General features: G+C 35.1%; 14 protein-coding genes. 2 read left to right on the plus strand and 12 right to left on the minus strand.

The annotated features are described in order from the left end of the window. Nucleotides 1-216: 216 nt before the first annotated feature. Entirely contained in the window at nt 217-912 is a 696-nt protein-coding gene (locus ACQCPR_RS09885; RefSeq protein ID WP_427136903.1) for a zinc transporter family protein, read from the plus strand. Nucleotides 913-1103: 191 nt separating this feature from the next. Here the strand turns inward: ACQCPR_RS09885 and ACQCPR_RS09890 are convergent, their stop codons facing one another. From ACQCPR_RS09890 to ACQCPR_RS09920, 7 genes are all read right to left on the minus strand, one after another. Then, nucleotides 1104-1853, minus strand: a complete 750-nt coding sequence (locus ACQCPR_RS09890; protein WP_427136904.1) for an ABC transporter permease — start codon at nt 1851-1853, stop codon at nt 1104-1106. Then, complete coding sequence (locus ACQCPR_RS09895) at nt 1850-2614, minus strand: ABC transporter ATP-binding protein (RefSeq protein WP_427136905.1); 765 nt, start codon at nt 2612-2614, stop codon at nt 1850-1852. The genes ACQCPR_RS09890 and ACQCPR_RS09895 overlap by 4 nt, the downstream gene beginning before the upstream one ends. 171 nt (nt 2615-2785) lie before the next feature. Beyond that, entirely contained in the window at nt 2786-3127 is a 342-nt protein-coding gene (locus ACQCPR_RS09900) for a DUF1048 domain-containing protein (RefSeq protein ID WP_427136906.1), read from the minus strand. A 70-nt stretch (nt 3128-3197) separates the two neighbouring features. Then, nucleotides 3198-3518 carry a PadR family transcriptional regulator gene (locus ACQCPR_RS09905; protein WP_090569575.1) on the minus strand — a complete coding sequence of 107 codons (321 nt, stop codon included), beginning with the start codon at nt 3516-3518 and terminating at the stop codon, nt 3198-3200. Between the two features lie 397 nt (nt 3519-3915). After that, the gene (locus ACQCPR_RS09910) at nt 3916-4809 is read right to left on the minus strand and encodes an ABC transporter ATP-binding protein (RefSeq protein ID WP_427136907.1); all 894 of its coding nucleotides are present in this window, start codon (nt 4807-4809) and stop codon (nt 3916-3918) included. After that, nucleotides 4809-7289: an ABC transporter permease subunit gene (locus tag ACQCPR_RS09915; RefSeq protein WP_427136908.1), complete on the minus strand. Its 2481-nt coding sequence runs from the start codon at nt 7287-7289 to the stop codon at nt 4809-4811. The genes ACQCPR_RS09910 and ACQCPR_RS09915 overlap by 1 nt, the downstream gene beginning before the upstream one ends. A gap of 147 nt (nt 7290-7436) precedes the next feature. Continuing rightward, nucleotides 7437-7754: a hypothetical protein gene (locus ACQCPR_RS09920; protein WP_427136909.1), complete on the minus strand. Its 318-nt coding sequence runs from the start codon at nt 7752-7754 to the stop codon at nt 7437-7439. Between the two features lie 430 nt (nt 7755-8184). Here ACQCPR_RS09920 and ACQCPR_RS09925 point away from each other — a divergent pair, with 430 nt between their 5' ends. Then, on the plus strand, nt 8185-9972 hold the full coding sequence (locus ACQCPR_RS09925; RefSeq protein ID WP_427136910.1) for a S9 family peptidase: 1788 nt from the start codon (nt 8185-8187) through the stop codon (nt 9970-9972). 53 nt (nt 9973-10025) lie between these two features. Here the strand turns inward: ACQCPR_RS09925 and ACQCPR_RS09930 are convergent, their stop codons facing one another. The 5 genes from ACQCPR_RS09930 to ACQCPR_RS09950 form a co-directional block, all read right to left on the minus strand. Further along, nucleotides 10026-10556: a GNAT family N-acetyltransferase gene (locus ACQCPR_RS09930; RefSeq protein ID WP_090569590.1), complete on the minus strand. Its 531-nt coding sequence runs from the start codon at nt 10554-10556 to the stop codon at nt 10026-10028. A 3-nt stretch (nt 10557-10559) separates the two neighbouring features. Continuing rightward, complete coding sequence (locus ACQCPR_RS09935) at nt 10560-11036, minus strand: DUF6886 family protein (RefSeq protein ID WP_427136911.1); 477 nt, start codon at nt 11034-11036, stop codon at nt 10560-10562. A 101-nt stretch (nt 11037-11137) separates the two neighbouring features. Beyond that, nucleotides 11138-11605 carry a GNAT family N-acetyltransferase gene (locus ACQCPR_RS09940; protein WP_427136912.1) on the minus strand — a complete coding sequence of 156 codons (468 nt, stop codon included), beginning with the start codon at nt 11603-11605 and terminating at the stop codon, nt 11138-11140. Between the two features lie 100 nt (nt 11606-11705). After that, nucleotides 11706-12437 carry a DUF5694 domain-containing protein gene (locus tag ACQCPR_RS09945; protein WP_427136913.1) on the minus strand — a complete coding sequence of 244 codons (732 nt, stop codon included), beginning with the start codon at nt 12435-12437 and terminating at the stop codon, nt 11706-11708. A 556-nt stretch (nt 12438-12993) separates the two neighbouring features. Further along, nucleotides 12994-13470, minus strand: a complete 477-nt coding sequence (locus tag ACQCPR_RS09950) for a DinB family protein (RefSeq protein ID WP_090569601.1) — start codon at nt 13468-13470, stop codon at nt 12994-12996. Nucleotides 13471-13545: the final 75 nt, after the last annotated feature.

Below are 13545 nucleotides of genomic sequence, written 5' to 3' on the forward strand. Positions count from 1 at the left end.
TAACTGACTCTAATTGCATTAGAAAGGGAAACTTCCTTTTTACTAAGGATCTCCTGTTGCTCTTTTCGTTGCTCCCTGTGTAGGACACAATTAGAAACGATTCTGAATTGTGTCCTACACAGGGACACCTCAAAAAATTATCTTCAGATGTATGAAAGTTTAGCATGATGAACACATACACTTAAACAACATCCATCTAATTTGTATGCAGAGGAAATGATAAATTTGAGTGCATTAGTTCTTGGGGGATTACTTTTTTTAAGTGTAACTGTAGGGGCAGTAATCGCAGGGATAGTATCTAAAATATTTCAACATTCTAATGAAGGTATGGCTCTTTTATGCGGTGGATTTTTGATAGGCCTTCTAACATTAGACATCATTCCGTCGGCATTAAACTCATACAAAACTCCTGGTATTGCTCTTGGAATATTGTTAGGTTATATGTTTTTACTTTTTGTTAAGAAATCACTTCATTCTTCAGTTAGACCATCTGGTTATCTACTTACTATCGCACTTCTTATACATACAATTCCTTTAAGTTTAACGATTGGAAACTTACTTGGTGACTCCCTTTTCAATCACTCTTTAACAATGTCTACTATTTTGCATCATATACCAGAAGGATTCGTTCTTACTTCTATATTTCTTTCACAGGGGCAGAAACTAATCGGTTTAATCCTTTGTTTTATTGGTTTGTCATTCTGCTTTAGTTTGTTTATATGGATTGGTAATCACATACATCTTGGCATAAAAGCTCAAAGTGTTCTTTTAGGTGTCTCTATTGGTCTAATAGCAATTACGAGTATAAAAGAATTCATTTTACAAAATGTTCGAGCTTTATCAATTAGGACATCCACTACTTTTGTAACTATGGGATTTGTTATCAGTTTCTTGTTTCATATGGTGTTCTAAAGCAAAAGTCTGTTTAGCAACCAATCAATAAAAACGACAGAAGAAAAGTTTATTTTTCTTCTGTCGTTTTTTATAAATTAGGTAACATTATTTAGTATTTGCACATTATTTTAGTAATTATCGTTATCTATCTATTGTAGTCATTTCAAGATAATTCAGAATTGTTTCTAATTGTATCTTACACAGGGACACTACCCTAACTTGCGTTTAAATTCTTTAATGGCGAAAAAGTAAGCGATGAGCATAATGCCAACACACCAGGCAAGTGCAGTCCAGATATCATTGCCAACTTCCCCTTTATACAATAAGGAACGAATCGCATTAACAATTGAAGTTACGGGTTGGTTCTCAGCGAACGCACGGACAATTTTAGGCATAGTTTCAGTTGGGACAAAGGCCGAACTGATAAACGGCAAGAAAATTAGCGGGTACGAGTAGGCATACGAACCTTCCATAGACTTTGCTGTTAATCCCGGAATGACCGCTAGCCATGTAAGCGCCAATGTAAACAAGCCGAGTATTCCGGCTACCATGAGCCAATCCAGAATATCAGTGCTGGAACGGAAGCCCATCAGGAGCGCGACGAGAATAACAACCACAATAGTAAGTGCATTGGAAACGAGCGAGGTTAACACGTGAGCCCACAATATGGACGAGCGCTTGATAGGCATGGTAATGAAACGCGCCATCAACCCACTCTTTACATCCGTAAACAGCCGCACGGAAGTGTAAGCCACACCGGATGAGATAGCCATCAGCAGAATTCCCGGTAATAAATAATTAACGTAGTTGTCCGTGCCTGTTTCTATAGCTCCTCCAAATACATAAACAAATAGCAGCATCATCATAATCGGCGTAATCGCCACAGTGATAATCGTATCTGGACTACGCATGATGTTACGAATTAAACGCCCTAGTAATACACCTGTCTTGCTTTTCATTTACTTTCCTCCTTTTTACCGATGATCGCAAGGAAAATTTCCTCTAATGTCGGCTGCTTCTCGATGTATTCTACTTTGGCTGGTGGGAACATCTCTTTAAGTTCATTAAGGGTACCGGTCGTAATGATTTTTCCGCCATGTAGGATGGCGATGCGGTCCGCCAGTTGTTCAGCTTCCTCTAAGTACTGAGTCGTCAGTAAGACGGTAGTGCCACCTCCGGCAAGCTCCTTGACTGTATCCCAGACTTCAATCCGCGCTTCGGGGTCAAGTCCTGTCGTCGGTTCATCAAGAAAAATGACCGCTGGCGTCCCTATCAGACTCATGGCGATGTCGAGCCGGCGCTTCATCCCACCAGAATATTGGTCCGCCCGGCGGTTGGCCGCATCAACTAGGCTGAAACGTGTAAGCAAATTGTCTACGACTTGATTTGGATTGGAGACTCCCCTCAACTTAGCGATCATCAGCAGGTTTTCCCTCCCTGTGAGCACTCCGTCCAATGCTGCAAATTGCCCAGTGAGGCTGATGTTCTGACGTATCTGTTCTGGTTGCCCATAAACGTCAAAGCCACAAATAACTGCTTCACCTCCATCAGCCTTCATCAACGTTGATAGTATGTTAACCGTAGTCGTCTTGCCCGCTCCATTAGAGCCCAGTAGTGCAAAGATTTCACCTCGCTGCACCTCAAAATTCACACCTTTTAATACTTCCTTTTCTTTAAAGGATTTTTTTAAACCTTTCACAAAAATCGTTGCATTCCCCATACTTGTTTCCTCCTTTTTAATAAACGCTTCGCAAAGCAAGATTTTCTTTATACCTCTATATAGTCTGACTGATAATCTGTACTACTTACTACTGTGCGTAAATATAACTGAATAACGAAGGTGACAGTTCACGTTTACATCGAGCTATTCAGTCAGTAATATTTATTGAATTTATTTTTTTCCTAATTGCTTCATGATACTGAGATTCAAATCCTCACGATACTTTGCGACATAAGTTTTAGCATTTGCCACTAATTCATCCGCAAAGGATGCCACATCGTTCCCAGTGATTTCTAACACTTGTCTGCCATCCGCAGCACCGGCTTCAAACAAATCGATTAGTTCATACTGTATGTGTAGCATATCCATCCCGTTGCCCGCTGAAAAATTCCACATGTAATTTTGGATTTTCTTAAATACAAAATTGTAGTCCTCTGGCAAGACTTCAACTCGAGCCATCATCACCTTGTACTCTTTCTTATCACCAATCAATTTTTTGAACATTTCCATCATGTATATTTCCTCCTCTTTTTATATAGCCGAAAAAGACAGTCCAAAATATTATTCTGTTTATCTTATGAAGCTAGTGTGACTTCAAGACATTGATTTTTGAGGATACGAAATCCCATTTTTTCCAAAATAATTCTAATTCCAGCTGACCGGCCTTATTAAGTGAATAAAATTTGCGAGGCGGCCCCATATCCGACGGCTTCTTTTCTATGTTTACAAGTTTTTTCTTTTCTAATCGCACAAGAATGGTGTAAACTGTCCCTTCCACGACTTCGGTAAATCCAAGTTCGTTCAGGCTACGAGTAATCTCGTAGCCATATGTTTCATGGCGGCTGATGATTTCTAGAACGCAGCCCTCCAGGGAACCCTTCAGCATTTCAGTTAAATTTTCCATGTTCAGAGCCTCCTCTATTTTGTATGACTTATATTCAGTACAACTTAGTACTAAGGATAATTTTTACTTAATAGCTTTTGTGATATAAGCTATTAAGTATCGCTTACTACAAGTACATCGTAACACGTAGTAGCCGTGAAGTCAATAGTAATAGTGCCCAGTGTAAGAAACAATTCCAGGACAATTCTAGATTATTTATAATTGTCCATTGCACATAGAAAAGTTTATGTCCAAGGTTTTTAAACTACGGTTTTATAACACCCCCTTACAATTAAATATTGCCCCGATCTACGCCCCCTACTTTTCGAAGATTTGTCCTTCGTATCGAATTACTTTTACATCTCGGATTATTAGTCGGTTCCATATTACTGTAAAACAGCTTTACCGCTTAAAGTTATTAAGCTTGATCTTTTTTTAAAACTTCATAAAAATGCTTATATCTTTCCTCCAGATTCGGTTTAATTTGATTGACCGATTGAATTTGCACCTTATTCATCAGTAGCCACTCCAAGTATTTACCAACATCGTAATTGTGATCTGTAATTACGATGTTTTCCGATATTTGGTGTGGCAATTGACAGTCCGTCATTAGATTTTCTAATAGGGTTACATCAGTAACTTTAACCTCAATTTGATAGGGAAGCTTCATCTCTAATTTAATATTGTCTTTAAACAACATTCCGTCCCTGATGAACCAAATTGTTTTCGTTAAATCCTCTAAAATATCCAAATTATGTGTGGAGATGATAAAGCTAATCCGTTGGGCATGTAATTTACGGATTAATTCCTTTAATTCGATTGTACTTGTCGGATCCAATCCATTGAAAGGTTCATCCATTAATATAATAGAAGGCTTTGTTAATATGCTTAATGCAATAAGCAAATGCTGTCTCATCCCATATGAGTAGGTTTTTACAGGTTGGTCGACATAAGTGCTGATTCCAATTTGATCAATGACCTCTTCAATCGCTGCTTTTCCTAACTGATAAATGTTTGCGACAAAAGCTAAATGGTCATACCCAGTCAACTGCATATATAAATAGTTGTCGCTCGGTATAAACGAAACAAACTTGTAAAAATCGGAATTCTGATTAGAAATATTTTTGACCTTCACTGATCCCCTTTCTACCTCCTCTATTGCCATAATAGATCGTAATAAAGTAGATTTCCCCGCCCCATTTGGACCAACTAGACCGATGATATCCCCTTCATTAATATCAAATGAAATATCTCGCAATATAAGTAGGTTCCCATACTTTTTTCTGAGCTGATGAACTTGTAATAAGGACATCATGACACCCTCTTCCTTTTTTGTATGAATCCTATGAGGAACAACAACAATCCACTAAACAACAGAATCATCCAACCATTATTGAAGTTGACGGTAGAAGAGTTCGATAATACTGACTTCCAACCATCGACAATATGCCATGTATCAAAATATATGTATGGATTCAGATGCATAAATGATGCAGTAATGTATTGGTTTGCTAAAAAATACCCTGCAACTGAGACTAGTACTGTGATAATTATAGTCACATAGTGATTTTTCACCCACTTACCAATTAGACTGAATAAGCTATTCAAGAAGAAGATTTGAGCTACGATAAGAACTCCACTTTTTACGATAAGCACGATTAAACTTTCAAAGAAAAAGTGGACATTATCGACATTTGAAAAAAACATCTCATCATCCGTAATTCCAGTTGCATAGACCAAAATCGGATAGTCTGATTCACCCAAACCGCCTATTAATAAACTGATTATGAATACGATACCTCCACTAATCAGCAGCATACTATAAGCGATCACTAGATTGTACACCCATTTGCTTGCGTAAATTGACCTGAAAGTAATCGGCTTAGTGGTCAAAAAATGAATGGATGGATTCGGTCGCTGCTCCTCAGAAAGACTCGTCCATAACAGAAGAATATAAATGCCCAAGACAATTAGCATCATATTCCAATCTAAAAATTTATAAAGAGAGAACAAGCCACTATTTCCGTATTTCGTATTTCTCTCTTGTGACGATTTCATTAATTTGTAATGCACGCTATCCACTGCATAACTTGGGTCATTGAAATGAGATATCCACTGAGGCCCGATTGGCCAAGGTGTAATATTTTTCTCATCTAAGATACGCTGTTGCTCCTCGGAAGCCATTACGGTTACATTCCACATGGAAGGATCTAATTCTTTATAAGACTGCGAAGATTCCATGATTTCCCTATACTTTTTAGAGAAATCTATAGAACCAATTTCATCCTTCAATCCTTCTAAATTGTTGTATTCATTTTCGATGTCTTTGATCAATATCGAGTATGGATTTTCTTCAGGAAACTCAGTTGACTTGTCTTTTGATTCTTCAGAAATCGACTTCATTTTTTCAGCTTCCAAATCAAACTCTTCTTCAATTACTTTCCACTGCACTTGTTGATCAATAAGTATATTTTGGAAGTCTTCAATGACATTCAAGTATATTGTTGGTAGTTTTTGAAAGGCTTGATTCACAACAACAAATGTACCCCCAATAATCCCAACCAACAAGATAAACGTGAAGATTACATGGCCTTTGCGCTTCTTTTTAATTTGTTCAAATTGAAGCAACTTCCACTTAGGTTTTGGAATATACCTCTTGCGAGCGAGAGAAAAAAAAGAAGTTCTTAGAACAGTCCGTTTAGATTTAAATACCGGATAACAAGCAGCAAAACATATTATAAGCAAGATAAGCATTCCAACTAAATAGATTATAAAACGATTCGGTTCTAGTAATTGTTTCTCATATGAAACTATTAAATGAATTGGATTTACCGCGTGAAATCCAAAGTGAACGGACCAAATGTAAGCAATTACGATTGGAAATGCAATGATTGCTATCAGAAAGCAAAAAGAGATTCGGTTTTTGAACAAATATATTGCTAGTACCAGCATTAATGAAACAAATATCCCCCAACCGATAGGAAGGTATAGTAGCCATTTCCACACAGGCACCAATAAAGTATCTGTATCAATGACTACTTCAATTGGATAGTGAATCATACCCAAATTCCCTGTCACTATTGGGGGCAACAATGATAAGAAACTAGCTAGGATTGTATACGTTAATAAGAGTATTAAAAATGGCATCAAGTAGCCATAATAGACTGTTATATTTGAAAGTGAGTTGACTTTAAAAAATTCGAATGTTCTATTCTGGTCATCGGATATCAATTTATAAATAAAAATGAGTAAGAAAAGAAATGCAGTAAATGGACTGAATACAATTTGAAATAATTGTTTTGAAAATAGTGCTGTGTTATAAGGCGTTTCTTGTTCTGTATAGGTTAAATCATGTCTCTGTAAAGTGGCTGCTTTCAGCTGCTCAACTTCTAAAAGCTTTGTATTATTATAATTTATAAAGTCATAGTTTTCATATACGTTATATTCTTTGAGAAATGCTAGGTTTTCGGTAGAAATGTCTAAATCTCCTATTCCTAACTTAGTTGATATCTCTTTCAAATACTCTTCTTGAACGAGTAAACTATCAAGTGCTATTTGCTGCTCTTCAGGTAAACCAAGATGACTTTTTTTATTTAACAGGTTACCAATCAAAAAATTAACTGTTTCTTTGCGATGTTCAAACTTATCTTGTAACTCTTGTGAAGTAGCTCCTGATTGTTGACTATTGATAGTCAACAAAGTAGCCATAAAAACAATGAGAACAATAGGAACTAATAATATATATTTACTTTTCAAGATTCCCTTCATAACGAAACTTGTAACTTCTTTCATGAGTTCCTCCTTGAAAACCGTTCGTATATTTCAGAAAAGAAAATAACCCTTTAAATAGTAAAATCCACAGAGAACTGCAGTTTAAACAACTACTTAAAGGGAAGCGGTCAAACTTTGCCATTATTTCATCTACTCTATTATATTTTACTATTCTTCAAGTTGAAGTACAGTTGGGGCATAAGGTCCTGTTTTTAAATAACCCGAGAAAAATGAATAGTTTCCAGTCCCATCTGAAAAACCTCTATTATAAATATATCCTGAATAAGTTTTGCCATTTCTAGTTTCAGTAACCCACATAGATTGTTGCCTTGTAAAAGGAACTACTTTTGTAACAAATATTTCTTCAGAAGCTACACTAATCATTCTTTCTTTGCTTTGAGCCGCTTGTACATTTTCAACTTGAACTGCGAATCCTAAACTTAAAACAACAACTAAACTTAATATTAAAATAATATTTTTTTTCATATAGAAAGTTCCTCCGTATCCATAATTATTTTATTTAACAGGAAAACTAAATACTTAAGAAGAAAATCGGCCGATAATTCTTACTATTAAATTTTTTCATATCCATATATCTTTGTCCAACTCTTTTTGTTACACATTTACTTAAAGAAACTCCCTATTTTTCTCATGTTTTCATGATTGACTTGTGTAAGTTTATATTTCTAAATCCGTTGGAATTGTACACTTAAGAAACCTGTTAGTTCTTTTAAAGAGACCTTTTTATTTTTATTACCTCTACACAAAAAAAATTTAATTCTTACCCATTTATCATAGGATATATTTTAGTAGAACACCAAATATTTTGATTATATTTAATATTAAGTCAAAACATCTTAAACTAACAAATTATTATGATAAAATGAAAGTATCTTACAAGAATTGGGGAGTTTAAATGGTCAAATTTGATAAACCAGAAGTAGAACAATTTTTTCAAACATTAACTGTTGAGAATTTCACTGTTAGTCCTGATGAAAAACAACTGGTAATTAGTTCAAACCTTAACGGTCACTTTAATATTTGGGCAATGGATTTGCCTAATCAGTTTCCTTATCCACTTACATTTAATAATCAGAGTGTAGATTTTTTAACCTATGCAAAAACTGGTGAGTTTATGGTTGCTGGTTTTGATCAAGACGGGGATGAGAATACACAAATATATGCTCTTGCTCCTAAAGGTGGAAAACTTGTCTCGATCAGAAGAAATGAAGGAGAACGACATTTCTTCAACTACTTGACTAAAGATGGAAAACGTCTTTATTATTCTACAACAGCAGGTAATGCAACCTTCCTTAATAACTATATATATGACATTGAAACTGGTGAAGATAAACTCTTACAGGAAGGTACCATTGCACCGACATCTATAGAAGCTGTCTCCCCAGCTGAAAAATCTTTTGTTTCCGGCAAACAATTTGGAAATACTTACTCTCTTGCATATGTTCATCTCGATGACGAGACTATATTATTAACTCCTGAGACAAAGGAACAACATACGGTTACAGACACCCTATATACTTCGGAAACAGATATTTATTTTTTAACAAACTATAATTCAGATTTGACTTATTTGGCGAAGTTCGATTTAGAAGCGAAGGAATTTAAAAAAGTTTTAGAAATTAAAAAAGAGGATTTTTCTAGTATATATTTTTCTAAGAAAAGCCAAAGTCTTTATTTAATTGGATCATACGGTGTAGAAGATCGTCTTTATGAATACCATTTAAAAAGTGAAAAAATTAACGAAGTGAAAACACCGACAAATGTAATAGAAAAAGTAATCGTGATGCCATCTGGTAATCTATATATTCAAGGGCGAACTTCTACTAGACCAAACAATGTCTTTGTTTCAAAAAATAATAGTGAATCATGGAAAGAATTAACTAAATTTCGAATTCCAGGCGTTCCAGATGAAATGCTGGTAGAACCTACCATACTAACTTACCCTTCTTTTGATGGACTAGAGATTGAAGCACTACTTTTCAAAGCAAAAGAAGAATACTCCAATGGTCATGTCATTTTATGGCCACATGGTGGTCCTCAATCGTTGGAAAGAAAATGGTTCCGTTCGATGTTCCAATTCTTGCTCAATAGAGGGTATTCCATATTCGCTCCCAACTTCCGGGGTTCTTCAAACTATGGCTTAAAGTTCATGAAACTAGTTGAAGGAGACTGGGGTCACGGCCCGCGACTTGATAATTTGGAAGGATTAGAATGGTTGATTAAAGAAGGATATGTTGAAAGAGATAAAATTCTACTCTTAGGCGGCAGCTATGGAGGCTATATGTCCCTCTTACTTCACGGACGGCATGCAGAGTATTTTAAAGCAGTCGTAGATATATTTGGTCCGAGTAATCTATTTTCCTCTGTGGAATCAGTACCAGAGTTTTGGAAGTCTTTCATGATTCAATGGGTAGGTGATCCAGTAAAAGATAAAGAAAAGTTTATAGAAGATTCCCCAATTACTTATTTAGATGGAATGACGAAACCTATGCTAGTTATTCAAGGGGCTAATGATCCACGGGTTGTACAAAAAGAATCTGACCAAATTGTCGCAGCTTTAAAGGAAAAAGGTAGAGACGTGGAATATATTGTTCTACCAGACGAAGGCCACGGCTTTTCTAAAAAACAAAATGAAATATTAGTCTATGGAAAAATGCTGGATTTCTTAGACAGATTTATCTAAATAATAAGCGATCCCTGTGTTAGAAGAAGTTCCGGAAGTATTCAGAATAGATTTTAATTGTTTCTTACACAGGGACGCAAGCTTTTTTGATATTTATTATGTCCATCATGTAAATTGATAAATTCAAAGTTATTGTTTATATAAAAAGCATTTAACTTTTTATTGTTTGCAACACAATCTAGCTTTAAATAATCTTTAGTGTAGCTAAGATTGTTTTGTATCCAGGTCAATATACTACTACCTACTCCTTTATTCATATAAGAAGGAATAATTGCTAGTCTATGTAAGTAATAAGTATTGGAAGTTAAATCATCTCCCCAGATATGTTTATCCCACTCACTTTGTTTAGATAAAAGTGTGAATGTGGCTATTAGTTCATCATCCCTCAAGATAATATACGTTTCCTGATCAGATATTGCTTGTTCAATTTCCTCGTCATCACCACCCTCTAAAAGAAATCCCCATTGATTAATTTCATTATCTCTCATCCATATAGCTAACCCTTTTAACATATTAATTATTCTTGGGGTATCACTACTAGTTGCAATTTTAATGACAAGACCTTCAAAGTTATACGAATACATTATTTACCTCCTTTTTTCACTAAAGGAATCCCTTTGCTGCGCAAAGCCCATTCTACACATGGACCAATTCAATGATGTCTGTTGAATTTCATCAGATATATCCCATAAGTTGTCGACCAGCAGTAATTCGACATTCCTTCTGCTTAGCTCTTTAGATGGGTTAGATATTACAATCTTCTTAATAGGATTCTGCTTTTGTTCGCTTATGTAATAACCTGCATTTTCATCTATAAGAGTAAAATGAGTAGTGTTAAATTCATATAAATATAATGTCGTATTTTGCATCACATCAAACCAGTTACGTTCTATTACTACTACATGAGAGCTAGATTTGGATGAAAAATAAGTCCTCTTATCTACCTCGGAAGTATTGACTCCAATATGATAGCAAACACGTGGACAATTTCTAGGAGTTAAAAAATTCGGGAGGCACTTTTCATTAATGGACCATACAAGTTTTTTTGACGGATCTAAATCCATCCGTGTTGGTATTCTAGGTACAAATGATTCTATATTAGATTCTTCACTAACATGAAAGAGTCTTATATTAAAGCTCCTCTCTGCATTTTATTTATTTTCTTCTAAGATGGGAAAAATTCCATAGGTTCCTTGCAATATATATAACCATTCTTTTTATAGTAATCGACACTATCTTCACTCGGCCAAACGATTATAAATTCATAACTTTTACTTTTCACCCATTTATTAATAGTAGTGATTAATTGACTCCCAATACCTCGGTTTCTGTATTTTTCTATAGTAAAGACATTGGTCATATATGCAAATGGTATAGTTATTCTACCAGGACGCGGTAACTTATGTATTAGTTGTATATAAATGTGAGATACGATTTCCCCTTCTTTCTCTGCAACCCAAATAAACCAATTTTCACTTTTGGTGGCAGTCTCTAAAAAATATCGACATTCTAATTTAAATGTTTTTAAATCATCCTCTGTATACGTTTTTGATTGATTATCTTCAAGCGTGAAATTCCATCTCATTTGAATTAACTGGTCAATATCTTTATTTTCTGCTAGCCTAAATTGCATCTTTAATCCCCCTCATAAAATTTACAATTTTTCTATTAAAAGAAAGAGCGCATCATTTGGTGGCGGTTTTGACTTCATAACTAAATCCAGCTATTCTCCTCTATTGCAAATAGTGTAAGGTAGATTCCACTTCAAAAACCCCACTTTCCAGCAGAAATTGTCTAACTAAATATATATGCGCCGCTCCGATCAGCAATATTATTCGATCATTTGAATCTGAGACTAAACCTGAAAGATTAAAGAAAATGGTTAAATTTCGCTGATACCACCATCTCACCCAATCCACCCCGATATAATCGGTTCCTGTCCCAATACGTGCGATTTGCATATAAAGTGCATGGTCTTGCTGTACTCTTTTTTCTTGATTAAGATGGATTAACATGTCACCAATTGTATGCCCGGTTGTTGGAGGTTCCACTATTTTCGGAATATATTCTTCCATAATCGAACTATATAATTCGTAATGTTTGGTTTTTGCCCATTCTAAGACTTCTTCAATATTTCTTTGACCTACATCCCCCATCCAATCGACAGGATAAATTCTCTCAATCTCCATCATTGCACCAAGTCGAAATCCAATTTGTTGTATTTCGTTCTTATTTAATTTCAAGGAATTATTTATATATTGATGATATGTATTATTTATCTCCCTATCAGCTTTTTTCACTGCTTCGACAGCAATCTTATTCGGTTTAAATGCTTTTAGTTTTCGAATGACATCTTCTAATTCCAACTGTCTTTTCGGCGAAAAAACATCATCTATTTCATTTTTAATCATATCTGATGAACCACCCATATGAAACACTCCAACTAGTAGGATCTTCGGCTTCAAATTAAATAACACCCCATTTCTATCTCTTCTTAATACATATTTACTTACAAACTATATTTCATTCATACAATATTCTTCACCGCGCTCTTAAAATCCTTTTTGGATTTTGTATTATAACCTTTAAAACGAGAAAACTAACTTCTATTCTTTGTTTAGACAGCTGTTAGTTCAATCCACTCTTCAACTCCTCACAGCTATTCGTGCATTTTAAACTTCATTTTTGTACTTTTCACTTATAACTATTCCTCGTTCACAACTTACTCCCCTTGTTTTGTAAAACTATAATCTCTTAGGGGCATTTTCATTTTAATCAATAGATGCTATGAAACTTAACTTCATTGAAAATGAAAAACAATACCTAAAACCCTAAGTAACGAGGTTTCAGGCATTGTTTTTTATTGTTTTATTCATGCTGTCATCATACTTTAATCAGAAGAATTTATAATAAGCAGCCTTATTATGTATATTCCATTCTATTTCAAGTATGGCATTTAAAAATCTACTATCAGACACTATTCAGAATTGTTTCCAAGTTGTGTCTCACACAGGGACAACTTTATAACTGTTCTTCTTTTGTTGGCCCCATTACACCAGGTACAGGCAGTCCTGCTTGTCGAAGAAGAACAGTCATTTGACCACGGTGGTGAGTTTGGTGATCGATTAATTTACGTAGTAATGTTCCTCTTGTTGTCTCTCCAGCAAAGCTTTCAATCTTCTCAACCAATTTCTCATCTGTTAGATTACTTTCTGCTTCACTCTTTACGGCTTCAACGATTTTTTTATACGTTTCCACAATTTCTCTAACTTTAATTTCTTCTTTATTTCCACCAATAGCTGATTCAACATTTAAACCTACTAACCCAGAGAAAAATGCTGGACTCGTTGCAAGGTGCCATCCTAGCCACCCAAGAGTACTATGTCCTTCTACAATTGCCTGATCTAATTTTTCATCAGATAAAGATTGTAGTACTCGAAGTGTACCCTCTGCTGCTACAGACCAATCTACTATAAAATCATTTACCGTTCTATACATTCTACACCGACTCCACTTCATTATTAGTTTCTTTTTCATTGTAAATATTATCGATGGCATATTCAACTTTAGTAA

This window comes from Psychrobacillus psychrodurans, from assembly GCF_050209195.1.
Taxonomy (GTDB): Bacteria; Bacillota; Bacilli; order Bacillales_A; family Planococcaceae; genus Psychrobacillus; species Psychrobacillus psychrodurans.

Bases quoted from the DNA above. Each gene is read 5' to 3' on its own strand.
- ACQCPR_RS09895 (WP_427136905.1), bottom strand. From the start codon at position 2,614: ATGGGGAATGCAACGATTTTTGTGAAAGGTTTAAAAAAATCCTTTAAA.
- ACQCPR_RS09935 (WP_427136911.1), bottom strand. From the start codon at position 11,036: ATGGATTTAGATCCGTCAAAAAAACTTGTATGGTCCATTAATGAAAAG.
- ACQCPR_RS09920 (WP_427136909.1), bottom strand. From the start codon at position 7,754: ATGAAAAAAAATATTATTTTAATATTAAGTTTAGTTGTTGTTTTAAGT.
- ACQCPR_RS09885 (WP_427136903.1), top strand. From the start codon at position 217: ATGATAAATTTGAGTGCATTAGTTCTTGGGGGATTACTTTTTTTAAGT.
- ACQCPR_RS09905 (WP_090569575.1), bottom strand. From the start codon at position 3,518: ATGGAAAATTTAACTGAAATGCTGAAGGGTTCCCTGGAGGGCTGCGTT.
- ACQCPR_RS09900 (WP_427136906.1), bottom strand. From the start codon at position 3,127: ATGATGGAAATGTTCAAAAAATTGATTGGTGATAAGAAAGAGTACAAG.
- ACQCPR_RS09950 (WP_090569601.1), bottom strand. From the start codon at position 13,470: ATGTATAGAACGGTAAATGATTTTATAGTAGATTGGTCTGTAGCAGCA.
- ACQCPR_RS09940 (WP_427136912.1), bottom strand. From the start codon at position 11,605: ATGCAATTTAGGCTAGCAGAAAATAAAGATATTGACCAGTTAATTCAA.
- ACQCPR_RS09910 (WP_427136907.1), bottom strand. From the start codon at position 4,809: ATGTCCTTATTACAAGTTCATCAGCTCAGAAAAAAGTATGGGAACCTA.
- ACQCPR_RS09930 (WP_090569590.1), bottom strand. From the start codon at position 10,556: ATGTATTCGTATAACTTTGAAGGTCTTGTCATTAAAATTGCAACTAGT.
- ACQCPR_RS09890 (WP_427136904.1), bottom strand. From the start codon at position 1,853: ATGAAAAGCAAGACAGGTGTATTACTAGGGCGTTTAATTCGTAACATC.
- ACQCPR_RS09915 (WP_427136908.1), bottom strand. From the start codon at position 7,289: ATGAAAGAAGTTACAAGTTTCGTTATGAAGGGAATCTTGAAAAGTAAA.
- ACQCPR_RS09925 (WP_427136910.1), top strand. From the start codon at position 8,185: ATGGTCAAATTTGATAAACCAGAAGTAGAACAATTTTTTCAAACATTA.